General features: G+C 55.9%; 19 protein-coding genes. 16 read left to right on the top strand and 3 right to left on the bottom strand.

Annotation, left to right across the window (positions count from 1 at the left end):
• Window positions 1-9: 9 nt before the first annotated feature.
• A complete protein-coding gene (gene fes / locus LJA86_RS01490) occupies window positions 10-1,209 on the bottom strand; it encodes an enterochelin esterase (protein ID WP_229225436.1) in 1,200 nt (399 codons plus the stop codon).
• Window positions 1,210-1,353: 144 nt separating this feature from the next.
• On the opposite strand from fes, the gene LJA86_RS01485 reads away from it, so the two are divergent.
• From LJA86_RS01485 to LJA86_RS01455, 7 genes are all read left to right on the top strand, one after another.
• Window positions 1,354-3,603: a TonB-dependent siderophore receptor gene (locus LJA86_RS01485; RefSeq protein ID WP_111967360.1), complete on the top strand. Its 2,250-nt coding sequence runs from the start codon at window positions 1,354-1,356 to the stop codon at window positions 3,601-3,603.
• Window positions 3,604-3,765: 162 nt separating this feature from the next.
• A complete protein-coding gene (entD, locus tag LJA86_RS01480) occupies window positions 3,766-4,419 on the top strand; it encodes an enterobactin synthase subunit EntD (protein ID WP_229225434.1) in 654 nt (217 codons plus the stop codon).
• Window positions 4,420-4,768: 349 nt separating this feature from the next.
• Window positions 4,769-4,987: a hypothetical protein gene (locus tag LJA86_RS01475; protein ID WP_045909632.1), complete on the top strand. Its 219-nt coding sequence runs from the start codon at window positions 4,769-4,771 to the stop codon at window positions 4,985-4,987.
• 140 nt (window positions 4,988-5,127) lie between these two features.
• Window positions 5,128-5,370 carry a hypothetical protein gene (locus LJA86_RS01470; RefSeq protein WP_052714374.1) on the top strand — a complete coding sequence of 81 codons (243 nt, stop codon included), beginning with the start codon at window positions 5,128-5,130 and terminating at the stop codon, window positions 5,368-5,370.
• A 132-nt stretch (window positions 5,371-5,502) separates the two neighbouring features.
• Window positions 5,503-6,777, top strand: coding sequence for an HlyD family secretion protein (locus LJA86_RS01465; protein WP_167212087.1), 1,275 nt, complete (start codon window positions 5,503-5,505; stop codon window positions 6,775-6,777).
• Window positions 6,770-8,902, top strand: coding sequence for a peptidase domain-containing ABC transporter (locus LJA86_RS01460; RefSeq protein WP_045909634.1), 2,133 nt, complete (start codon window positions 6,770-6,772; stop codon window positions 8,900-8,902). Before LJA86_RS01465 ends, LJA86_RS01460 begins: the two co-directional genes overlap by 8 nt.
• Window positions 8,899-11,004: a prolyl oligopeptidase family serine peptidase gene (locus LJA86_RS01455; protein ID WP_229225432.1), complete on the top strand. Its 2,106-nt coding sequence runs from the start codon at window positions 8,899-8,901 to the stop codon at window positions 11,002-11,004. Before LJA86_RS01460 ends, LJA86_RS01455 begins: the two co-directional genes overlap by 4 nt.
• Window positions 11,005-11,050: 46 nt before the next feature.
• On the opposite strand, the gene betT is transcribed toward LJA86_RS01455, so the two are convergent.
• A complete protein-coding gene (gene betT / locus LJA86_RS01450; protein WP_024906970.1) occupies window positions 11,051-13,084 on the bottom strand; it encodes a choline BCCT transporter BetT in 2,034 nt (677 codons plus the stop codon).
• 128 nt (window positions 13,085-13,212) lie between these two features.
• Here betT and betI point away from each other — a divergent pair, with 128 nt between their 5' ends.
• From betI to LJA86_RS01410, 8 genes are all read left to right on the top strand, one after another.
• Window positions 13,213-13,800, top strand: a complete 588-nt coding sequence (gene betI, locus LJA86_RS01445; RefSeq protein WP_229225431.1) for a transcriptional regulator BetI — start codon at window positions 13,213-13,215, stop codon at window positions 13,798-13,800.
• A 13-nt stretch (window positions 13,801-13,813) separates the two neighbouring features.
• Window positions 13,814-15,286, top strand: a complete 1,473-nt coding sequence (gene betB, locus LJA86_RS01440) for a betaine-aldehyde dehydrogenase (protein WP_032656123.1) — start codon at window positions 13,814-13,816, stop codon at window positions 15,284-15,286.
• A 13-nt stretch (window positions 15,287-15,299) separates the two neighbouring features.
• Complete coding sequence (betA, locus tag LJA86_RS01435; protein ID WP_229225429.1) at window positions 15,300-16,964, top strand: choline dehydrogenase; 1,665 nt, start codon at window positions 15,300-15,302, stop codon at window positions 16,962-16,964.
• 589 nt (window positions 16,965-17,553) lie between these two features.
• Window positions 17,554-18,117: a fasciclin domain-containing protein gene (locus LJA86_RS01430; RefSeq protein ID WP_024906966.1), complete on the top strand. Its 564-nt coding sequence runs from the start codon at window positions 17,554-17,556 to the stop codon at window positions 18,115-18,117.
• Between the two features lie 43 nt (window positions 18,118-18,160).
• On the top strand, window positions 18,161-18,715 hold the full coding sequence (locus tag LJA86_RS01425) for an RNA polymerase sigma factor (protein ID WP_048026924.1): 555 nt from the start codon (window positions 18,161-18,163) through the stop codon (window positions 18,713-18,715).
• Window positions 18,712-19,359, top strand: coding sequence for an anti-sigma factor (locus LJA86_RS01420; protein ID WP_229225424.1), 648 nt, complete (start codon window positions 18,712-18,714; stop codon window positions 19,357-19,359). Before LJA86_RS01425 ends, LJA86_RS01420 begins: the two co-directional genes overlap by 4 nt.
• 273 nt (window positions 19,360-19,632) lie before the next feature.
• Window positions 19,633-20,373 carry an SDR family oxidoreductase gene (locus LJA86_RS01415; protein ID WP_045909640.1) on the top strand — a complete coding sequence of 247 codons (741 nt, stop codon included), beginning with the start codon at window positions 19,633-19,635 and terminating at the stop codon, window positions 20,371-20,373.
• Between the two features lie 33 nt (window positions 20,374-20,406).
• Complete coding sequence (locus LJA86_RS01410; RefSeq protein WP_229225423.1) at window positions 20,407-22,101, top strand: thiamine pyrophosphate-binding protein; 1,695 nt, start codon at window positions 20,407-20,409, stop codon at window positions 22,099-22,101.
• A 33-nt stretch (window positions 22,102-22,134) separates the two neighbouring features.
• Here the strand turns inward: LJA86_RS01410 and LJA86_RS01405 are convergent, their stop codons facing one another.
• The gene (locus LJA86_RS01405) at window positions 22,135-22,833 is read right to left on the bottom strand and encodes a GNAT family N-acetyltransferase (protein ID WP_229225422.1); all 699 of its coding nucleotides are present in this window, start codon (window positions 22,831-22,833) and stop codon (window positions 22,135-22,137) included.
• Between the two features lie 201 nt (window positions 22,834-23,034).
• Between LJA86_RS01405 and LJA86_RS01400 the strand changes: the two genes are divergently transcribed.
• Window positions 23,035-24,603 (top strand): ABC transporter substrate-binding protein, encoded by a 1,569-nt coding sequence (locus tag LJA86_RS01400; RefSeq protein WP_229225421.1) that lies wholly within the window; start codon window positions 23,035-23,037, stop codon window positions 24,601-24,603.
• Window positions 24,604-24,688: the final 85 nt, after the last annotated feature.

Raw genomic sequence — 24,688 nt, 5'->3', positions numbered from 1 at the left:
CAGACTCCGTTAGTGAATAAGCGGCTGCCAGAGGGTCATCAGCCCCTGCGTCAGCCCACCGCGCCAGCAAAGCGCATCGTGTCCGCCGTCAACCTGACGCCAGATAACCGGTTGGTGTGTGTGCAGTTCGGCGTAAATCGCCTGATTCGCGCGGAAGATGAGCGGCTCGTTGCGCCCGGCTTCAAGAATGATGCGTAGCCCGCGAGGAGATATTTCACCGGCTTTAAGTTGTTCGATTAACAGCCCGTCCTGCTGGCCGCCGCGGTGTGGCCACCAGTAAGAGCCGGACTGGCTAAGCACGCAGCCAAAACGCTGCGGCCAGTGGAGGCCAGCATAAAGCGACGCGAGACCGCCAAAGCTCTGGCCAGCCACTACCGTACGGTCGGCGCGGTCGCTAAACGGCACGCGTTTTTTAACAAGGGGGAGAAGTTCTTCCTGCACCGCCAGCCAGAAATCGGGATTGCACGGCAGCTCGCGGTTCCGATGCTCCATGTCGATAACATCGATTAAGACGTAGACCGCAGGCGGTAATTTGCGCTCGGCGGTGAGCGACGCCAGTGCAGGCCAGACCGGCATGCTTTCGGCCCAGAACTGCCCGTCGAGCAGCACCGCCAGCGGGTGTTCCGGGCTATGATCCCCGGTAGTGAAAATCCAGACGCGACGGCGATTTTTCAGGCGCGCGCTTTCCCACTCAATGCAGACTGGCGGCTGATACGGCGTATCGGGATGATTCCACCCCGGCTGAACCGGCGCGCCCGGCATCTCCAGCGCGGAGACGGCATGGCCGCGCCCGCCGCGCCAGCTTTGCGGATTCAGCGGGTCGGAAACCGCGTGCGGCAGCAGCTTGCGCCACCCTTCGCGCAGCGCCATGCGCTCCGGCTGCTCGCCTTCAAACACGACACTGGCAAAATCGTTTTCATTCACGGAAGGGATAAAACAGTAGCTTCCGCGCCACTCGGGGCTGAACTTGCCCTGCCACTGCCAGACGTCGGTATCGGGAATGCGTTCGAGAGACTGCGGGCGGGCATTTTGGTGGTGATCGGTCACGCCGGTGACGTAGAGCCAGACGCGTTTGATCGGTGACGTTCTTTGCGTTCCTGCCGGGTCACGCCACCAGAACGTGACGCGATAGTTTCCCTTTTCCGGCTTCCATTCAGGCCCGTTTTTCGACTGCCACCACGCTTCACTGCCCGTTGTTAACGCCGTCACCCTTATAACCTCATGTTTAACAGTCTTTTTTGTTTCAGAGCAAATTTTATTGATAATATTATTGATAACTATTTGCATTTGCAATAGCGTAGTGCCCGCGCTGTGGGAAGCGCTCATAAAACAACCGCAAAAGCAGGACGTACAATGAATAAGAAGATTCACTCTCTGGCCTTGCTGGTCAATTTAGGGATTTACGGCGTCGCGCTGCCCGCTCTGGCAGACGACAACAACGCCTCTGCGCAGCACGAAGACACGATGGTGATCACCGCCGCCGAGCAGAATCTGCAGGCGCCGGGGGTATCGACCATCACCGCCGATGAGATCCGTAAAAACCCGCCCGCGCGGGACGTGGCGGAAATCATCCGCACCATGCCGGGCGTTAACCTGACCGGTAACTCCACCAGCGGCCAGCGCGGGAATAACCGTCAAATTGATATCCGCGGCATGGGGCCAGAAAACACCCTGATCCTGATCGACGGCAAGCCGGTGACCAGCCGTAACTCCATCCGTCTGGGCTGGCGCGGCGAGCGTGATACGCGCGGCGATACCGGCTGGGTGCCGCCGGAGATGATCGAGCGCATCGAAGTGATCCGCGGTCCGGCCGCCGCGCGCTACGGCAATGGTGCGGCAGGCGGTGTGGTGAACATCATCACCAAAAAATTCGACGACCAGTGGCACGGCTCCTGGAATACCTACCTGAATGCGCCTGAGCACAAGGATGAAGGTTCCACCAAACGCACTAACTTCAGCCTGAGCGGCCCGCTGGGCGGCGACTTCAGCTTCCGCATGTTCGGAAATCTGGACAAAACCCAGGCCGACGCGTGGGACATCAACCAGGGTCATCAGTCTGACCGAACCGGTGCCTACGCCGACACGCTGCCCGCGGGCCGTGAAGGGGTGGAAAATAAAGACATTAACGGCGTGGTGCGCTGGGACTTTGCGCCGATGCAGTCTCTGGAATTTGAGGCGGGCTACAGCCGTCAGAATAACCTCTACGCCGGTGATACCCAGAACACCAACAACGACAACAGCTCCAGCGGTCTGGTGAAAAAGAACTACGGCAAAGAGACCAACCGTATCTATCGCCAGAACTTCGCGGTGACCTGGAACGGCGGCTGGGATAACGGCATTACCACCAGCAACTGGGCGCAGTACGAACACACCCGCAATTCCCGTCTGGGCGAAGGGCTGGCGGGCGGTCTGGAAGGCCTGTTCAACAGTAATAAATTCACCGACACCGATCTGGCCGACGTGATGCTGCACAGTGAAATCAACCTGCCGATTGATTTCCTCGTTAACCAGAACCTGACGCTCGGCACCGAGTGGAACCAGCAGCGCATGAAGGACTCGACCTCCTTCACCCAAACCCAGCAGGGCGGCACCATTCCGGGCATGAGCAATGACCGCAGCCCGTACACGTCGGCAGAGATTTTCTCTCTGTTCGCCGAAAACAACATGGAGCTGACCGACAGCACCATGCTGACCCCTGCCCTGCGCTTCGACCATCACACCATCGTCGGCAACAACTGGAGCCCGTCACTTAACCTGTCGCAGGGTCTGGGGGATGACTTCACGCTGAAGATGGGGATCGCCCGCGCCTATAAGGCGCCGAGCCTGTACCAGACCAACCCGAACTACCTGCTCTACAGCAAAGGCCAGGGCTGCTACGCCAGCTCCGACGGCGTGGGCTGCTACATGATGGGTAACGACGACCTGAAGGCCGAAACCAGCATCAACAAAGAGATTGGCCTGGAGTGGAAACACGACGGCTGGCTGGCGGGCGTCACCTGGTTCCGCAACGACTACCGCGACAAGATTGAAGCGGGCTACGCGCCGATTGGTCACACCTCTTCCGGTAAAGTGCAGACGGATATCTACCAGTGGGAAAACGTGCCGAAGGCGGTGGTTGAAGGTCTGGAAGGCTCCCTGAACGTGCCGGTCAGCGACACGATTAACTGGACCAACAACATCACCTACATGCTGCAGAGCAAGAACAAGGAGACCGGCGACCGTCTGTCGATCATTCCGGAGTACACGCTGAACTCAACCCTGAGCTGGCAGGTGCATCAGGACGTGTCGCTCCAGTCGACCTTTACCTGGTACGGCAAGCAGCAGCCGAAGAAGTACAATTACAAAGGTCAGCCGGTGACCGGGTCTGAGAAAGACGAAGTCAGTCCGTACAGCATCGTGGGCCTGAGCGCAACCTGGGACATGACCAAAAACGTCAGCCTGACCGGCGGCGTGGATAACGTCTTCGACAAGCGCCAGTGGCGCGCGGGTAATGCCCAGACCACGGGCAACGCCACCACCGGTGCGTATATGTACGGCGCGGGGGCTTATACCTATAATGAGCCAGGCCGCACGTGGTATATGAGCGTGAATACGCGTTTCTGATAAAGGCAACAACGCCTCCCTCTCCCTGTGGGAGAGGGCTGGGGTGAGGACGAGGTGAAAGCAAAACGGCAACCCCGTTGCCGTTTTTAGTGTTTGCTCCCTCTCCCCGTGGGAGAGGGCCGGGGTGAGGGCATCAGGCCGCACAATTCTGAAGGAAAAACCATGCACACAACCCACACCACGTTCATTCTCGCCGGCCACACCGTTCACCACGTCACCTTCGACCCAACCACCTTCACCGACGCCGATCTCCTCTGGCTCCCCCACCACGCCGAGCTTGCAAACGCCGGGCGCAAACGCAAAGCCGAGCATCTGGCAGGCCGCATCGCCGCCGCGCATGCCTTACCTGACCACACCGTGCCCGGCATCGGCCCCAGCGGTGAACCGCTCTGGCCGGAAGGCGTTTCAGGAAGCATCACCCACAGCGGCACGCAGGCGATGGCGGTTGCCGTCCGTCATCCAGATGCGCTTGTGGGTATTGATTGCGAAGCCATTCTTCCTGACCGTGAAGCCCGCGAAATCCAGGACGGCATCATTGATGCACAGGAAGCGATGTGCCTGACGCGCTCGGGCTACCCCTTTGCGCTGGTATTGACGCTTGCATTCAGCGCCAAAGAAAGTTTGTTTAAAGCACTGTTCCCTACGGCAAGGCGCTACATGGGATTCGATTGTGCACGGGTCACGGCGTTGAATCAGCAAACTATCGCGTTGACGCTCAGCCATCCGGCAGGCCGTTATCAGCAGGGAAAATGCTTTAGCCTCGCCTGGCAACGTGTTAATGGAGAGGTATATACAATGATTGTCGTTCAGGAATAATGCTGCCCTGTTTATTTCTCCAGCCATTTAGGTTTAATTAATACCAGATGAATAATAACAAAACCATCCTCCCCTATAGCCACCGATCAAATAAACGTACACCCACCGGGAAAAAATGTTAAGCCCCTCCCTACCATTTATAATAGCCACCAAAATTTTCCTTGAGCATTTAAAAGTATGCGAGCAGTTTTTTTTCATAACAGAACTCAGCCATAAAACCTCGAGCCAGATCAAAAATACCAAGATAAAAAAATCAATAAACACAAAATAAATCATTTCAATTTTATAATTTTAGGAACATTATGCTTTCGCTGTTTTACATTAACTCAATATCACTAAGGAAAGTATAATGCGTGAATTAAACCAAAATGAAATGAGCAGTGTCGCTGGTGGAATTGGTGCTGGTAACGGGAACGGTAATCACAGTGGTAACGGCAATGGTAACAGTGGCGGTAACGGTGGTACCTGTAACGGCGGCAATGGTGGTAATGGTGGCCGTGGGGGTAATGGCGGCAACGGCGGTAATGGCGGAAACTGTGGTGGTGGTAATAATGGCGGACGCCGTTAATCACCCTTAACAGCGAATACGACGGCTCACGATAGATTTTTATTGTGGGCCATTGTGAAGGATGTACTTATTTCATCAGGAGATGAAAATGCGAAAATTACTGAATTCTGAGATGCAGCTTATTTCCGGAGGATCACAATGTGACGGCGGTAATGGCGGCAATGGGGGCGCCGGTGGGAACGGAGGTCGTGGAGGAAACGGTGGCACGTGTGGGTCAGGCAATGGCGGCAACGGCGGCAATGGTGGACGTGGAGGTAACGGAGGAGATGGCGGTAACGGTGGCCCAGGCGGGAAAGGGGGCAAAGGCGGAAAAGGAGGTCCCGGAGGACATGACGGACGCAATGGAAAAGATGGCTGAATCTTTACCGGGTCAACATTACTGACTGAGAGCTAATGGCCAGGACAGTCAGTGAACGTTTTGGAACAGGTGGAATAACCAGGCGCCATTCAGCTAAAAATGATCGCCTGGAATCAGGCTAAATCTAAAGACTTGCTTTACAAAAGGAATAGCATGCGTGTATCGCCAACAAGCGGTTGAATACAAAAAAATGCGATGGCAGGGAAAGGCCTTATTACTACCTGGTATTCCAATTTGGCTTGTTGCCGGATTATCTGCTTTTTTTATTGTTGCCTTTATCGTTTTCATTTTGACATTCAGCTATACAAGAAGGATCACAGTGATGGGTGAGATATCCACGTATCCCCGCTCATCAAATGTGTATGCCAGTGTCCAGGGCGTTGTAGTTAAACAGTTTGTCACTGAAGGTCAACTGCTCAAAACAGGCGATGCTATCTACATGATTGATGTTAGTAAAAGCACGCGTAGCGGTGTTGTGAGTGATAACCAGCGAATGGATGTCGATAACCAACTTACACGTATTGCTCAAATCACGGATCTTCTTCAGGAGAATAAAAGAAACACCCTGGAAATGCTAAAAAAACAAAAAGAGCAATACAGTGCTGCACTCAAACGATCCTCAGACATTATCGCACAAGCCCAGGAAGGCATTCGCGTCATGAAAACGAACATGGAAAACTATCGGCATTATCAAGCGCGCGGACTTATCACGCAGGATCAGTTGATAAACCAGATAGCCTTATACTACGAGCGACAAAATAATATGCTTAATTTGTCTGCTCAAAGCGATCAGAACGCGTTGCAGGTGACCACTCTCGAAAGCCAGATTCAAACTCAGGCTGCCGAATTTGATAACCAGATCCACCAGATGGAGCTTCAGCGCTACGAGCTGCAAAAAGAGCGTCTAAATATTGATGCCGGGGGCGCAATTATCATCCGGGCAATGTCTGACGGGCGGGTAGACTCCCTGAGCGTTACTGTTGGGCAGATGATCAAACCAGGCGACAGCCTCCTGCAAATTATCCCTCTGACTATCGATCATTTTTCTCTTGTCACATGGGTGCCTAATGATGCCGTCCCCTACCTTTCTCCTGGCGACCGGGTGAACATTCGCTATGAGGCGTTTCCGGCACAAAAATTTGGCATGTTTGGGGGCTCCATTTCGGTTATCTCGCGTTCCCCTGCCTCCCCTCAGGAGATGCAAACCTATCAGGGGGCACTTAAAGCGACCTCACCCGGGGCCGCCCCTTACTACAAAATTATTATCAGGCCTGACAGACAAAACATTGCCTATGCGGGCAAACGTCTGAGTTTAGGCAATGGTATGCAGGCTCAAAGCACCTTATTTCTGGAAAAAAGAAAAATCTACCAGTGGATGCTTTCACCCTTCTACGATATGAAAAATAGCGCCGGGGGTCCGGTAAATGAGTAAACGCTCTCTTAAAACCCTCATCGAACAGCTGGATCTCCAGTTGCGCTCCCGGGTTCCGCTGGTCCACCAGACGGAATCGTCAGAGTGCGGCCTGGCCTGCCTCGCGATGATCTGTAGCCACTATGGCAAACAGAGCAACCTCATCGCCCTGCGTCAACAATTTAACCTGTCGGCACGGGGCACCACACTGGCAGGCATGACGCAAATTGCTGAACAACTTGGACTCGCAACACGCTGTTTATCCCTCGATCTCAATGAACTCAGCGCGCTTAAGACTCCTTGCATCCTGCACTGGGATTTTAACCATTTTGTGGTACTCGTCAGCGTGAAGCAGAATCGAGCCATACTTCACGACCCCGCTCGGGGGCGAAGAAAAGTAGGTATGGAGGAGATGTCGAAATACTTCACCGGCATAGCGCTCGAAGTATGGCCCGGAAGTACATTTGCCGCACAGCCAACAAGCCATCAGTTCAGCCTGAGGTCCCTGGCCGCGAAGGTGCACGGCCTTAAGGGAATGTTAGGCAAAATATTTTTCTATTCGCTCATTATTGAAACCATCAACCTGCTTATACCGATAGGCACTCAACTCGCCCTGGATCATGCTATTCCCGCCGCAGATATGGGCTTGTTAACGGTGATTTGTATCGGCCTGTTTCTCTTTACTTTACTGCGCGTGGCGTTGAGTGCTTTACGTTCATGGTCCTCGCTGATAATGACGACGCTTATCAATGTGCAGTGGCAGTCCGGGCTTTTTACCCATCTCGTGCGGCTGCCTCTAAGCTATTTTGAGCGGCGCAAGCTGGGCGATATTCAGTCGCGCTTTGGATCACTGAACACGCTTCGGGAAACTTTTACCAGCAGCATCATTGGGGCACTTATCGATGGAACCATGATGATGGGTGTCATCGTGATGATGATACTTTATGGCGGCTGGCTGACTGGCGTAGTCATAGGCTTTACTGCGCTGTATGTTCTGACCAGACTAATGACCTACAGTACCTATCGCGAGTTATCGGAAGAAACCCTCATCAGAGATGCCCGCACCCGGTCCTATTTCATGGAAACGTTGTACGGTATCGCGACCGTAAAAATGCAGGGTTTGAGTGAGAGACGCGGCACTCACTGGTTAAATCTGGAAATTGACACGATCAATACAGAGATAAAAATCACCAAAATGGATCTGCTTTTTGGTGGGGTAAACGCTTTTATTATTGCCTGCGAACAAATAACAATGTTATGGCTGGGTTCAAAACTCATCATAGAAAACGCGATGACAATTGGGATGTTCATCGCTTTTGGCGTGTTCAGAGAACAATTTGCCGACAGAATCTGGTCACTGACAAATTTTCTGATGAAGTTGCGCATGATGCATCTTCATAACGAACGCGTATCCGATATTGCGCTTAACGTAAGAGAAATGAAAAAGCCTGACAGAGAAATCATAAATACCATGCAACCTGTTACTCTTGAAACCCATGCGCTGAGCTATCGCTATGACGAGCATTCCGCTGATGTTTTTCGCAATCTCTCATTCAAGGTTTCAGCAGGTGAAAGCGTGGCGATTACAGGACCGTCAGGAGCGGGGAAAACCACGCTTATGAGAGTACTTTGTGGGTTATTTGAACCACTTTCGGGCTCCGTCACAATCGACGGTTATGACATTCAACAGCTGGGTTTAAACAACTATCGTAAAATTATCGGCTGCGTTATGCAGGATGATAAGTTGTTCTCTGGATCAATCAGGGAAAATATTTGTGGCTTTGATGATAAAGGCGATAAGGAGTGGATGGAAGCCTGCGCCCGCGCCAGCTATATCCATGACGTGATTATAAAAATGCCTATGGGATACGAGACCCTAATTGGTGAACTCGGTGAAGGATTATCAGGTGGACAAAAACAGCGACTCTTTATTGCGCGCGCGCTATATCGCAAACCCGGAATATTATTTATGGATGAAGCGACCAGCGCGCTGGATGAAGAGAGTGAGAGCTATGTCAATGCAGCCATCAAAAAGTTAAACATCACACGCATTATCATCGCGCACAGAAAATCAACTATCGCATCCGCTGAACGTGTGATTCAACTAACGCCACTAACAGAACAACATGAGCCCAGCCAGAAATGAAACATTGCCTGATACCGAGAATAAAACCTATCAGCAAGCAGATAATTATTACTATCCTCGCATTTTTCGGCTGTCTCTTTTTCGCTCATGCTAACGAAAATCCCTATGAGGATGGCATGGATCCTTATCATTGGATGGAAACTCACCCCCAACAGACTGCTCGCTGGTTAAATCAACGCTCAAACCAGACGGTAAAGACACTCCAGGCCCTTCCATGGAGAAACGCGCTGGCGAAAAGGTTAAGCGAGCTGGAGAATACGGCCCCCACTATTTCTGATATTTATGATGCGGGACAAAATCGTTTTTATCTACGCTCAACGGTCGAACACCCATACCTGCGGCTGTTTGTAAGACAGAAGGGAAAACCGGAACGGGTGCTCATTGATCCGCCTGTTGGCTATGGGATTAATTTTTTTAGCCCTTCACATGATGGTCGCTATGTGGCTTTTGGGCTCTCAAGAAACGGGACTGAAAGCACGAGAATTACCGTTATCCGGGTTGTGGATAATGTCGTATTAGATACGCATATACCCGACGTTCGCTATCCCAGCGTTGTCTGGGCCGCGGATAATCAGTCCTTTTATTATAGTCTCAACACGATCACTCAGGATTCAGGACGACAAACCTGCGGCAAGGTCTACCTCCATCGTATAGGGCACGACAGAGACGTTATGACGTTTGACTGGCGCACGCTCCCTGAACTCGCACAAAAAGCCTGCGAAAACGTTAATCTGTACACCTCTCCTGATTCTGAATATCTGATTGTTAACGTTTCAAAATCCATCAGTGGTTATGGAGGCTACCTTTTTGCCGCTAAAAAAGACGCGGATGACAACAGCACACTCACCTGGAACAAAATTGTTGATACCGATAAAAATGTTTCTGCCTTTGTTTATTCCGGGGAGTGGATTTATCTGGCGAGCTATAACGCCTCCTCAGGCTATGATATTTCACGCATCAATCTGGCGGCTCCTGCCTCCACCAAAGAACCCGTGATGAGCTGGTCGAACGGAGAGTTAACACAATTAAGCCTGAGTAGGGATTCACTTTATGTGGCTTATCATAACGCCGGAAGCAGTAAATTCATGCGTATTCCGTTTGCTGATATCAGTCACCACCAGGCAATTCCGGTCCCTGCAGATGAAGACGTGAGTGCGATATTTGCCAGCAGCGATAGTCAGGACATTCTCTTCACCCGTCAGGGCTGGCTTAATCCCCCCGTCATTTATCATTATCAACCTGCGGATAACATTCTCCAGAAAACAGAGTTAATACCGCCATTAAGCCAGCCCCTGACAGACTATGTGACGGAAGAAAAATGGGTCACTACAGCAGAGAATGTTCGCGTCCCACTGACTCTCATATACCGTAAAGGCATTGCGCGCGATGGTTCGGTCCCTACCTGGTTGACGGCTTATGGCGCGTACGGCGTGAGTACGTTTCCTTCATTCGATCTGACCCGTCTGCTCTGGCTGGAACAAGGCGGTATTCTCGCTATCGCGCATGTACGCGGAGGCGGTGAAATGGGCCCTGAATGGCACGAAGCAGGAAGAGCGGATAAGAAAGAAAATTCCATTACCGATTTTATCCGTTGCGCGGAATATCTTATCGACAGTCGCTACACCTCACCGTCAAAACTGGCAATCGGGGGTGAAAGCGCGGGGGGAATTATCGTGGGTATGGCGATGACCCGTCGCCCGGAACTGTTTTCCGCAGTGGCCATAGACGCCGGGATGCTGAATACCAGCCGACTGGATAACATTCCGATAGGCGTGATGAACTATGACGAACTGGGATCGCCGCTGACGCCGTCAGGCAGGCTAAACTTATTGAAAATAGATGCATACCGGCATCTGGTACCTGAAAAACGTTATCCTCCCGTGCTGTTAACCGTGGGCCTGCATGACCAGCGCGTTTCCCCTTGGCAAACAGCAAAATTCGCCGCCCGTTTAGAGGAGATCGGCTCGCCGCGCAGCGTGCTGGTTCTGGCTTACCGTCAGGGAGGACACAGTGCGGCAACCTATGCCGAGGCCGATTCAAAATTAGTCGACACGGTAAGTTTCTTTATCTGGAAAACCGGTCTTCACGTTCAGGACAGGTGAAAGCGGCACCCGTTACGGGTGCCCTGTCATTCATACACGAAATGGTTCAAACATCCGGGAACATCACGCTATTCCCCGGCGCTTCCCTGTGCAGATGGATAAAGTTCAGGTGCCGTTCATACTGGTCCAGAATATCCGTAATCACCTGCTCCTTGCTGTAGTCCATCAAATCATTCCCCTGACTTCCTTCCAGCAGGAAGGTCTCCAGCCGGTAGTAGGTCGATTTCCCGCTGCGCGCCCGGTAGGTAAAGCCGGGGACCGAGTACTGCTGCGGCCAGATCTGGTAGACAAAATTCTGCTCGTCGCCCATGTGCACCAGCAGGTCCAGGTGCCCCAGGGTCTCGCCCTCCTCCGGCGGCAGGTTTTTCAGCTCCACGTAGGCGCCGCGCAGCTTCAGCTCCTGCGCCACCTCTTCCATTGCCGGGAAGCAGACCGTCTCCATCATCTGTTTGGTGTAGCGCGTGCCCGGGTAGTTCATCAGGCGCGACAGGCGTTTCTTCCAGCTCAGCCTGTCCTGGGCCCCCATCGGACGCGGTGCGGTGTCGCGGCTGGCGCTGACACGGCGGTAATCTTCCACCTTGAGCGATTTATACAGCCCGGCCATCACGAAGAAGATAACGAAGCTGAACGGCAGCCCCATGATCACCGTGGTGTTCTGCAACGCCGAGATGCCGTTGGTCATCAGCATGCCGAGCGTCAGCAGGCCGATGGCGACGGACCAGAAGATGCGCAGCCAGTTCGGCGCATCGCTGTTGATGTCTTTGAGCTTCGAGGTGAAGTTGCCCAGCACCAGCGCGCCGGAATCCGCCGAAGTGACGTAAAACAACAGGCCGGTAATGGTCGCCACGGAGGCGCTAAAGGTGAACGCCGGGTACTGCGCCAGCAGGCTGTAGAAGCCGCGCTCCGGGTGCGCCATCGCTTCCTGTGCAAAGGTTGCGTTGCCGTGGATGATCTCATGGAGCGCGCTGTTGCCGAACACCGACAGCCACAGCAGGGTAAAGGTGAACGGGATAATCAGCGTGCCCATAACAAACTGACGGATGGTGCGGCCACGTGAAATACGCGCCAGGAACAGGCCGACAAACGGCGACCACGCGACCCACCACGCCCAGAAGAAAAGCGTCCAGTTGTTCATCCACTCCACCGGGCGGTCGAAGGCGAAGCTGTTCAGCGTCATGCCCATAAAGCGGTTCACGTAGTCGCCCACGTTCAGCACTAAGGCATTGAGCAGGAATGAGGTGTCGCCCATAAACAGCACGAACAGGATCAGGCCCAGCGCCAGCGCCACGTTCAGCTCGGAGAGCACGCGGATGCCCTTATCGACGCCCGACGTCACCGAAATGGTGGCGATAATGACGGAGAGCGCAATCAGCGCCGCTTTCGCCGCCATCGAATCCGGAATATCAAACAGCACGCTCAGCCCGTAGTTGAGCTGCACCACGCCAATCCCGAGCGTTGTCGCGATGCCGAAGATGGTGCCGATCACCGCCGCAATGTCGACGCTGTGGCCAATCGGGCCGTTGATCTTTTTACCGAAAATTGGGTACAGCGCGGAGCGGATGGTGAGGGGCAAATTATAACGATAGCTAAAGTATCCCAGCGCCATGCCCATCAGGGCGTACATTGACCAGCCGGTCAGGCCGTAGTGGAACAGCGTCCAGACCATCGCCTGGCGCGCGGCCTCCATCGTCTGCCCTGCCCCTTCCGGCGGCTGCATATACTGCGTGACCGGTTCCGCCACGGAGAAGAACATCAGGTCAATGCCGATGCCCGCGGCAAACAGCATCGCGGCCCAGCTCAGCAGGCTGAATTCGGGCTTGGACTGCTCTGGCCCGAGCTTCACGGAGCCGAAGCGCGAGCAGGCAATGCAGACCACAAAGACGATGTAGAGCGTCGCCGCCAGCAGGTAGTACCAGCCGAAGGTCTTCGATACCCAGTTCAGGGTGCGCCCAATCCACTCGGCAGAAAAATCGCGAAAGAAGATCGTTGTCAGGGAAAACAACAAAATCAGCCCGGCGGACGTATAAAAAACGACCGGGTTGATTTTGTCTTTTTCTCTGTCCTGTGAAAGGTCTGTCATCCAGTATCCTCACTGTTTTTGTAACTATTAAAATCCAAATCCGCAACAATTAAGACACATTTTATATTGAACGTCCAATCAAAAACCGCTTTAATGGTTAACCAACGCTGATGAATGGAGTGGCAATAATGCCCAAAGTGGGGATGCAGCCGATCCGGCGCAGGCAGCTTATCGACGCCACGCTGGAAGCAATAAATGAAGTGGGAATGCACGACGCGACGATCGCGCAGATCGCCCGTCGGGCAGGCGTTTCCACGGGGATCATCAGTCACTATTTCAAAGACAAAAACGGCCTGCTGGAAGCGACCATGCGCGACATCACCGGCCAGCTGCGCGATGCGGTATTAAGCCGCCTGCACGCCCTGCCGAACGGCAGCGCGGAGCAGCGTCTGCAGGCGATTGTCGGCGGTAACTTTGATGAAACCCAGGTGAGCAGCGCGGCGATGAAGGCCTGGCTGGCCTTCTGGGCAAGCAGCATGCACCAGCCGATGCTCTACCGCCTGCAGCAGGTGAGCAGCCGCCGCCTGCTGTCGAACCTGGTGTACGAGTTCCGCCGCGAGCTTCCGCGCGAGCAGGCCCAGGAGGCGGGCTACGGGCTGGCGGCACTGATCGACGGGCTGTGGCTGCGCGCCGCGCTGAGCGGCAAGCCGCTGGATAAGCCCCTGGCGCAGTCACTGACCAGCCACTTTATCAGCCAGCATTTACCGACCGAATAACCGAGGAGAATTTATGTCCCGAATGGCAGAACAGCAGCTTTATATCAATGGTGGTTATACATCGGCCACCAGCGGTCGCACCTTCGAGACCATCAACCCGGCCAACGGTGAAGTCCTGGCGACCGTACAGGCCGCCGGGCGCGAAGACGTCGATCGCGCCGTAGAAAGCGCAACGCGCGGGCAAAAAGTCTGGGCGGCGATGACCGCCATGGAGCGCTCTCGCATCCTGCGTCGCGCCGTCGACATCCTGCGCGAGCGCAACGACGATCTGGCAAAGCTGGAAACCCTCGACACCGGTAAAGCGTATTCCGAAACCTCAACCGTGGATATCGTCACCGGTGCGGACGTGCTGGAGTACTACGCGGGTCTGATCCCGGCGCTGGAAGGCAGCCAGATCCCCTTGCGCGAGACCTCATTTGTCTATACCCGCCGCGAGCCGCTGGGCGTGGTGGCGGGCATCGGCGCATGGAACTACCCGATCCAGATTGCCCTGTGGAAATCGGCCCCGGCGCTGGCGGCGGGCAACGCAATGATCTTCAAGCCGAGCGAAGTGACACCGCTTACCGCCCTGAAGCTTGCCGAGATCTACACCGAAGCGGGCCTGCCGGACGGCGTGTTTAACGTCCTGCCGGGCGTGGGCGCGGAGACCGGCCAGTACCTGACCGAGCATCCGGGCATCGCCAAAGTCTCCTTTACCGGCGGCGTCGCCAGCGGCAAAAAGGTGATGGCGAACGCCGCGGCCTCCTCCCTGAAAGAGGTGACAATGGAGCTGGGCGGCAAATCGCCGCTGATTATTTTTGACGATGCGGATCTGGATCTCGCGGCGGACATCGCCATGATGGCCAACTTTTTCAGCTCCGGCCAGGTGTGCACCAACGGCACCCGTGTGTTTGTTCCGGCTAAGTTCAAAGCCGCGTTTGAGCAGAAAATCGTTGAGCGCGTGGGCCGCATCCGCGCGGGCGATCTGTTCGATGAAGCTACCAACTTTGGTCCGATGGTCAGCTTCCCGCACCGCGACAGCGTGATGCGCTACATCGCCAAAGGCAAAGAGGAAGGCGCGCGCGTGCTGTGCGGCGGCGACGTGCTGAAGGGCGAAGGCTTCGATAACGGCGCGTGGGTGGCCCCGACCGTGTTCACCGACTGCACTGACGAAATGACCATCGTGCGCGAAGAGATCTTCGGCCCGGTGATGTCCATCCTCACCTATGAGTCCATTGAGGAAGCGATTCGCCGCGCCAACGACACCGACTACGGGCTGGCGGCAGGCATCGTCACGGCCGACCTGAACCGCGCCCACGGCGCCATTCATCAGCTCGAGGCGGGCATCTGCTGGATCAACACCTGGGGTGAATCCGCTGCAGAGATGCCGGTCGGCGGCTACAAGCACTCCGGCATTGGCCGCGAGAATGGCGTGATGACGCTGCAGAGCTACACCCAGGTGAAGTCCATCCAGGTTGAGATGGGTAAATTCCAGTCCATATTTTAACCGGGAGGTTTATTTGCAATTTGACTACATCATTATCGGGGCCGGCTCTGCCGGCAACGTGCTGGCTACACGACTGACTGAAGATCCGAACACCACCGTCCTGCTGCTTGAAGCAGGCGGACCGGATTACCGCTTTGACTTCCGCACCCAGATGCCCGCCGCGCTGGCGTTCCCGCTGCAGGGCAAGCGCTACAACTGGGCGTACGAAACCGAACCAGAGCCGTACATGAACAACCGCCGCATGGAGTGCGGGCGCGGCAAAGGGCTGGGCGGCTCGTCGCTGATCAACGGCATGTGCTACATCCGCGGTAACGCGATGGACCTCGACAACTGGGCAAAAGAGCCGGGTCTGGAGCACTGGAGCTACCTCAACTGCCTGCCCTACTACCGCAAGGCAGAGACGCGCGACGTGGGGCCGAACGACTATCACGGCGGCGACGGTCCGGTGAGCGTCACCACTTCGAAACCGGGCGTGAACCCGCTGTTTGAGGCAATGGTGGAGGCGGGCGTGCAGGCGGGCTATCCGCGCACCGACGATCTCAACGGCTATCAGCAGGAAGGCTTCGGCCCGATGGACCGCACGGTCACGCCGCAGGGCCGACGCGCCAGCACCGCGCGCGGCTATCTGGATCAGGCGAAACCGCGCCCAAACCTGACCATCCGCACCCACGCCATGACCGATCGCATCCTCTTTGAGGGCAAGCGCGCGGTGGGCGTCGAGTGGCTGGAGGGTGAAAGCACCATCCCATCCAAAGCGACGGCAAAAAAAGAAGTGCTGCTGAGTGCCGGGGCGATTGCCTCCCCGCAGATCCTCCAGCGCTCCGGCGTGGGCAACGCTGACCTGCTGAAACAGTTCGATATCCCGCTGGTACACGATCTGCCCGGCGTGGGCGAAAACCTGCAGGATCACCTGGAGATGTACCTCCAGTACGAATGCAAAGAGCCGGTCTCCCTCTACCCTGCTCTGCAGTGGTGGAACCAGCCGAAGATTGGCGCCGAGTGGCTGTTTGGCGGCACCGGCGTGGGCGCGAGCAACCACTTCGAAGCGGGCGGGTTTATCCGCAGCCGTGAAGAGTTTGAGTGGCCGAACATTCAGTACCACTTCCTGCCGGTGGCGATTAACTACAACGGCTCGAACGCGGTGAAAGAGCACGGCTTCCAGTGCCACGTCGGCTCCATGCGCTCCCCGAGCCGTGGGCACGTGCGCATCCAGTCGCGCGATCCGCACCAGCATCCGGCGATCCTGTTCAACTATATGTCCCACGAGCAGGACTGGCAGGAGTTTCGCGATGCGATCCGCATTACCCGCGAGATCATGCACCAGCCCGCGCTGGACAAGTACCGCGGCCGTGAAATCAGTCCGGGTATTGACTGCCAGACCGACGAGCAGCTGGACGAGTTCGTGCGCAACCACGCCGAAACCGCCTTCCACCCGTGCGGCACCTGCAAGATGGGTTATGACGAGATGGCGGTGGTCGACGGCGAAGGCCGCGTTCACGGGCTGGAAGGGCTGCGCGTGGTGGATGCGTCGATTATGCCGCAGATCATCACCGGCAACCTGAACGCCACCACCATTATGATCGGCGAAAAGATTGCCGACGTCATTCGCGGACGCGAGCCGCTGGCGAAGAGCACGGCCGCGTATTATGTGGCGAACGGGGCACCGGTGAGGCGCTGAGGATATTTCCCCTCACCCTGCCTCTCCCCATAGGCTGAGGGATCCCCAGTAATTTTAAGCAGCATCAATAACGTTGTTTAAGAACGACTGAAGCCTTTCAGCGATGCCCTGGTCCGGCTGTAAATCGCTGAGGCGTTTCCTGCAGGCCGGGGCGAGGCGCATGGATGCGCCGAGAGGGCGGGCTTTACAGGGACGTTACCTCCGCCCGTCCCCGATAAGCCGGAAGGAATAAGCCGAGGGCACCACGTAGCGGCGATTTACCGCCGGGAGCCCGGGTCGCCAGGGTGGTGGCGACTGAGCCACCCTGGCACGTTCACAGGTTATGGGGTTACAGAGTAGCAAGGAACATAAAGTGAACGGAATGACCACAACAGCTGTATGTTCCCCTCACCCTAACCCTCTCCCCGGAGGGGCGAGGGGACTGTTCCGTGCTGGCATTACTTTGTGGGGCCCCCTCAGCTCCATAGGGGAGAGGGGATTAACCTCCCCCTTCAAAAATTTATTTTTATTTTCCTGCATCCAGTTTCCACCCTCCCCTCGTATATGCATATGTGAGCAACCCCTTTGCTCCCCAATCCGAGGAAAGATGATGAAAAAGCTAACCCGTGTTGCATTCGTAACCAGCGCTTTACTCTTCTGTGCAGGCGCATCAGCCGCCATGACGTCAGGCTCCGTGATGGTGGGCGGAGCGGAAATGTTCCCGAGCAAAAATATTGTTGAAAACGCCATAAACTCGAAAGATCACACCACGCTGGTAGCCGCCGTCAAAGCGGCAGGACTGGTGGATACGCTTCAGAGCAAAGGGCCATTCACCGTGTTTGCGCCGACCAATGCGGCGTTTGCGAAATTGCCTGCCGGCACGGTCGAGAACCTGGTCAAACCCGAAAACAAAGCCACGCTCACCAGCATCCTGACCTATCACGTGGTCGCCGGTAATTACGATATGAAAGCGCTGGAGCAGAAAATTAAACAGGGCGGCGGCCACGCGGAGCTGAAGACCGTTAACGGTCAGCCGCTGTGGATCATGAGCAACGGCCCGCACAATATTCAGCTTAAGGACGGTAAAGGCAATGTGGCGAACATTAGCACCTATGACGTTCATCAAAAAAACGGTGTGATCGATGTGATTGATACCGTCCTGATGCCTAAGTAGTTGTCTATACTTCGGAAGTGTGACGTTGCCTTCCGGGAAAAACATGGATAACGCGCTGGCTGAACAGCAACTGAAATTAATGCAGGCGGTCGCAAACGGCGATCGTCGTGCATTTGAACAACTTTATCGACTCACGTCGCCACACCTGTTTGCCGTCGCGCTGCGCATGCTGCGTGACCGCGCATGGGCAGAAGAGATCCTTCACGACTGTTTTATCACCGTCTGGAGTAAAGCCGAAACCTACAACGCTACACTGAGCTCCCCGATGACCTGGCTTACGCACATTGTGCGCAACCGCTGTATTGACTGGCTGCGCAGCGGGCAAACCCGCGCTGCCGACCGCGAGACGGCGTATAACGACGCGATTCTGCCTTGCGAGAACGATGAGCAGAATAACTGGCACGACGATGTGCAGGCAGAACGGCTCAGGCAGTGTCTCGAACATTTGAGCAGCGAACAGCGCCAGAGCATTACGCTCGCCTACTATCAGGGAATGTCTCACAGCGACATTGCCGACTGGCTCCAGCAGCCTCTGGGCTCGGTGAAAAGCTGGATACGTCGGGCAATGGACCATCTTCGGGAGTGTGTCGGGCTATGAATGACGCAAAAAAACGCGACGACATGCTGGCAGCAGAGTATGCCCTCGGCACGCTGCGGGGAGGAGTGCGGCTTCAGTTCCAGAAAAGGGTCCTCCATGAACCCGCTCTGGCCGCCCGCGTGGCGTACTGGCAGGAAATGTTCAGCACGCTGGATAGTCATCTTGTGCCCGTCCCGCCACCCGAGACGGTGTGGAAGAGAATCGCCCTCGATCTGCCGCCCAAAAAGCCTTTACGCAAAAGTCGGCCTTATGTCGGCTGGATGGCTGCGGCCTCCCTCGCCGCCCTGTCGGTCGTTGCCTGGTATGCCATCCGTACCCCGGAACTCGCTCCGCTGATGGTACTCAACGATACCCAACAGCACGGACAGTGGGTCGTCAGCGCGGACACCAGCCGTCAGCACCTGAGCATTGCCCCTCTTCGACCAGCGGCCGTCGCGCCGCAACACAGCCTGCAGCTTTGGCTGATCCCAGGCGGGCAGGCGCCGGTATCCATGGGGCTGCTGCATAACGACATCCCCACACGTGTCACTCTCAGGAACACAACGCTCCCTCCTGACGCCACGATAGCCATAAGCCTTGAACCAGAGGGCGGCTCGCCCACTGGACTCCCCACAGGCCCGGTGCTTTACAGTGGCAAATTATAATCCTCAGGCCCTGTTCGCAGGGCCGCTATCGTGACCCGATTTCATTTATATACTATTCTCGGTTACCTATAAGAATTAAATATTAGGCCTGCAATTAATTTAATTATTAAAAAACGACATTGACAGACTCTTCCGTACTCCATTAAGTTTTAAACGAACATCATTTTATTCCCGATACACAATATATCCAAAACCGCGTTAATGAATTTGTCATTATTCATTAACGCTTCTCTGCCTTTTATTTTTTGCATCACTCAATAGCGAGATAAGATCATGAATAATAGTGCAAACAAGGTTGTTGTCATTACCGGTGCCAGCAGCGGTATTGGTCAGGCGATTGCCCTCCATTTAGCGAATAACGCGTTTTCGCTGGTGCTGGTGGCGCGCCGTCTGGACAGAATTAATGCCCTGGTGGATCAGATTATTCAGCAAGGCGGCAAGGCTATTGCCGTCAAGGCCGATGTCACCCGTCAGGAAGAGGTTCAGCATGCCATTGACGCTGCCGTTGCCGCCTACCAGCGCGTGGATGTGCTGATCAACAACGCGGGCTTTATGGCTATCGCCCCGCTTAGCGAGCTGAAAACCGACGAATGGGACAAGATGATTGATACCAATCTGAAAGGGGTACTGTACGGCATCGCTGCCGCTTTTCCGGTGTTCCAGCGTCAGGGCAGCGGGCATTTTATTAACGTTGCCTCCGTCGCGGGCATCAAGGTGCTGGCGCCTGGCGGCGTGGTGTACAGCGCCACGAAATTCGCCGTCCGCGCGCTGAGTGAAGGCTTACGTCAGGAGGCGGGTAAAACCCTCCGCACGACGCTTATTTCGCCCGGCGCCGTCGAGAGCGAACTGCAATTCGGCAGTTCTGATGAAGAGAGCAAAAAATTTCTCCATGAGTTTTATAAGCAGGCTATTCCGGCTGACGCGATTGCCCGCGCGGTTTTATTTGCCATAGAACAGCCTGGCGACGTTGATATTAATGAAATTGTTGTTCGTCCAACGCAGGAAGAATTTTAGCCTGGGTTAAATAATACTGAATGAGGTGTCAGTATGATTAAATCATTAACGTCCTTATCAGATCTCAATATGCGAACGGGTGCCGATATTCTCCTTGAAGTGCTGGAGAGTGAAGGCGTGGAATATATTTTTGGCAACCCCGGAACCACCGAGCTTCCTCTGATTGATGCCCTGCTTCGCCATGAAAATATTCACTATATTCTGGCGCTTCAGGAGAGCACCGTGGTGGCGATTGCTGACGGCTATGCGAAAGCCTCCGGCAAGACCGGTTTTATCAATTTGCATACCGCCAGCGGTCTGGGGCACGGCATGGGGAATCTCATTAATTCGCGGATCATGAAAACCCCGCTGGTTGTCACCGTCGGACAGCAGGATACGCGACACTACGTCCGCGACCCGCTGCTGTATGATGATATTGTTTCCATTGGCTCCCCGGTCATGAAATGGGCGCAGGAGGTCACCAGCGCCGACCAGCTCCCGGTGCTGGTGCGCCGCGCGTTTCACGCTGCCAGCTATCCTCCGGCTGGTCCGGTGCTGCTCTCTCTACCAATGAACGTGATGGAAGAGCTCAGCGACGCCGGGATACAAACGGCCTCGAAAGTGAACTACCACACCGTGGCGGGCTCGCTGGACGAGCTGGCCGAAGAACTGAGCCAGGTTACGCCCGGCAGGATCATGATTGTGGCGGGCGATGAGGTGCACTCCAGCGGCTCGACGCAGGAGATTGTCCAGCTGGCGGAAGCGCTCAGCGCCCACGTCTACGGCTCCTCCTGGCCGCTGAATTTACCTTTTCCCACTCAGCACGCGCTCTGGCGGGGCAATATGCCCACCACCGCCAGCGAAATCGCCAGCATCATCAATGCCTACGATGCCGTATTCATCATCGGCGGCAGAAGCCTGATCACCATTTTGTACAGCGAGGGCGAGGCTATTCCGGCGACCTGCGCGGTGTATCAGCTCTCGGCGGATATGCACGAACTTGGCCGTACGTATGCCACTCGCCTTTCGGTGATGGGGGATATCAAGCTCTCCCTGCACGAACTGTTGCCAAAGCTTAAGCAGCGCCTGATCGCCAGCAGGCTGGTCCACCAGCGGCTGCTGGTTGCGGCCCGCGACGAACGGGAGAAGGAGTGGCAGCAGCAGGAGGAACGTCTGGCCGCCGAGCGGCTACGCCCGGCGATCTCCCCGATGGTCGCAGCATGGGAAGTCATCCGATCCATTCCGGCGGGCACCACCATCGTTGATGAGGCGATAGCGACCGCCAGGCATGTCCGCCGGTTCATCTCTGACCAGCAGCACCAGCGCTACTACTTTATGCGCGGCGGCGGACTGGGCTGGGGGATGCCTGCAGCAGTAGGTCACTCGCTGGGGCTGGGCCGCGAGCCGGTAGTGTGTTTAGTTGGAGACGGAGCCTCCCTGTACTCGCCGCAGGCGCTCTGGACGGCGGCACACGAAAATCTGCCGGTCACCTTTATCGTCATGAATAACAGGGAGTACAACATCCTGAAAAACTTTATGAAGAGCCAGGCTGACTACAGCTCAACGCGGCTGGGGCGTTTTATCGGGATGGACCTGGTGAACCCGCATATCGATTTTCAGTCGCTGGCCACCGCCATGGGCGTCCACTGCTGCCGGGTAACCGAAGCTGCAGATATCGCCGAAGCGGTAGCGCGCGGGCTACAGTCAGGAAAAACCAACCTGATAGAAATCGCGATTTCCGCGGATTAGCCGCGCGTTTACGCTGTACCCTACATAAAAAACTTATAACCGAAACGCCTCAAGGCGCCTTATCTGACGCCCGTCGTCGTCAAAATTCTCCGCCGCCAGCCAGGCGCGCAGCTCCGCATCTCTTTGCGGCCATTCGCCGTCAATAATAGAAAGCATATCGCTGTCGCGGTTGCGCCCTTTGCGCACCAGCTTCTGACGCAGGCGCCCTTCCCAGACAAACCCCAGCCGCTCCGCCGTCCTGCGTGAGGCAACGTTCATCGAATCGCACTTCCACTCCAGCCGCCGGTAGCCGTGCTCAAACGCATTTTTCAGCAGCAGCCACACCGTTTCAGTGCCGATGCGGGAACCTTTCATTTTACGCGACCAGGTCACGTGTCCTATCTCCACCGACCCCAGCAGCCGCTCGTTGGCCATATAGCTCACCAGCCCCACCGCACGTTCGGTGCGTAAGTCAATGACGGCAAACGGCACCAGCTCATCATCCATGACCTTCGCCATGATCCAGTGCGCGGTGGCTTCCACGCTCGTGGGCTGCGTGCTGGCAAGCCACGTCCAGTCGCTGTCGTCGCCCAGCGCGTAGGCCTCATAGAGATCGGCCGAGTGGCGATCGGCGTCCAGAGGCTCCAGGCGACAATACTGGCCGAACAGCGGCGTGCGGGTTAACGCGCGCGCGCCTTTCCAGTCGGGAACGATATCGTTAACGGTTTGACCATGTTGATTGATTTCGGGCACGGCGGTGACTCCCTGAAAGGTAAGGCATTTGTTATAGCAGGTTAAAAAGCAGGCGAAAAGCAGCGTGTTTTAATAGCCCGAGCGCATGCGATATTCCCGGAAGGCATAAGTAAAGCTGAATTTCGACTTTGTGGAATGTCACAGTCGCCCTAACGTAGCGGAGCATAAAACAATCACAATATATTCTTCTCAGGGATCGCTATGACAAAAAAACTGTTGCCGTTACTGGTGCTGGCTGCGCTCTCAGGCGCAGCCCACGCCGCTACGCCGCCCAATACGCTGGTGGTTGCCCAGGGGCTTGATGATATCGTGAGCCTCGACCCGGCCGAAGCCAACGAGCTCTCCAGCATCCAGACCGTGCCGAGCCTGTACCAGCGTCTGGTACAGCCGGACCGCGATAATCCGGAAAAAATCACGCCGATTCTGGCAGAAAGCTGGGAAGCGGACGCGGCAGCAAAAACCCTGACCATCAAGCTTAAACCCGATGCGAAATTCGCCTCCGGCAATCCGCTGCGCCCGGAAGACGTGATCTTCTCTTATACCCGCGCCGTGACGCTGAACAAATCCCCGGCCTTTATCCTCAACGTGCTGGGCTGGGAGGCGAGCAACATCGCCAGCCAGCTAAAAAAGGTGGACGATCATACCCTCCAGCTTCACTGGACGGCGGACGTCAGCCCGTCGGTGGCGCTGAATATCCTCTCCACGCCGATTGCCTCTATCGTCGATGAAAAAGAGGTCGCCGCGAACGTGAAGGATAATGACTTCGGTAACGCGTGGCTGAAAATGCACTCGGCGGGCAGCGGCGCCTTCAAAATGCGCGTCTATCAGCCGCATCAGGCCATCGTGCTGGAAGCTAACGACGCCGCGCCCGGCGGCGCGCCGAAGCTCAAAAGCATCATCATTAAAAACGTCCCCGATCCGGCTTCACGCCGTCTGCTGATCCAGCAGGGGGATGCGGACGTGGCGCGCGATCTGGGGGCAGACCAGATTAGCGCCCTGGACGGCAAGCCGGGCGTGAAGGTGCTGAGCATTCCGTCCGCCGAGCAGAATTACCTGGTGTTTAACACCGGCAACAGCGCCAATCCGCTGCTTAATAACCCGGCCTTCTGGGAAGCGTCGCGCTGGCTGGTCGATTATGACGGCATCACGAAGAACCTGCTGAAAGGCCAGTATTTTGTTCACCAGAGCTTCCTGCCGGTCGGGCTACCGGGCGCGCTGGAAGATAATCCGTTTAAATTTGACCCGGCAAAAGCGAAAGCCATTCTCGCCAAAGCGGGCATTAAGGACGCGCACTTCACGCTGGACGTGGAGAACAAGCCGCCGTTTATCACCATCGCCCAGTCGATGCAGGCGAGCTTCGCTCAGGGTGGCGTGAAGGTGGATCTGCTGCCTGCCGCCGGGAGCCAGGTCTATGCCCGCGTGCGCGCTAAGCAGCATCAGGCGGCGATTCGTCTGTGGATCCCGGACTACTTCGATGCGCACTCTAACGCCAGCGCCTTCGCGTGGAACGAAGGGAAGTCCAGCACCGTGGCCGGTCTGAACGGCTGGAAAATCCCGGAACTGAACAAGGCCACGCTGGCGGCGGTTGCCGAACCGGATCCGGCGAAGCGTCTGGATCTGTACAAGAAAATGCAGGAACAGCTGCAGCAGAGCTCGCCGTACGTGTTCGTCGATCAGGGCAAAACCCAGATCGTGGTGCGCGATAACGTGAAGGGGTATCAGCAGGGGCTGAACGCGGATATGGTCTGGTACGATCGCGTCACGAAGTAGCCCTTGTTGCCGGGTGGTGCTGCGCTGACCCGGCCTGTGTTCTAGGTTTTTGTAGGCCGGGTAAGGCGAAGCCGCACCCGGCATG

It is taken from the genome of Enterobacter sp. TCD1-1 (assembly GCF_020567405.1).
In the GTDB taxonomy this organism is placed as follows: domain Bacteria; phylum Pseudomonadota; class Gammaproteobacteria; order Enterobacterales; family Enterobacteriaceae; genus Enterobacter; species Enterobacter quasiroggenkampii.
Note: the sequence above shows the minus strand (reverse complement) of the source record. Positions and strands in the feature narration are given on the sequence as shown.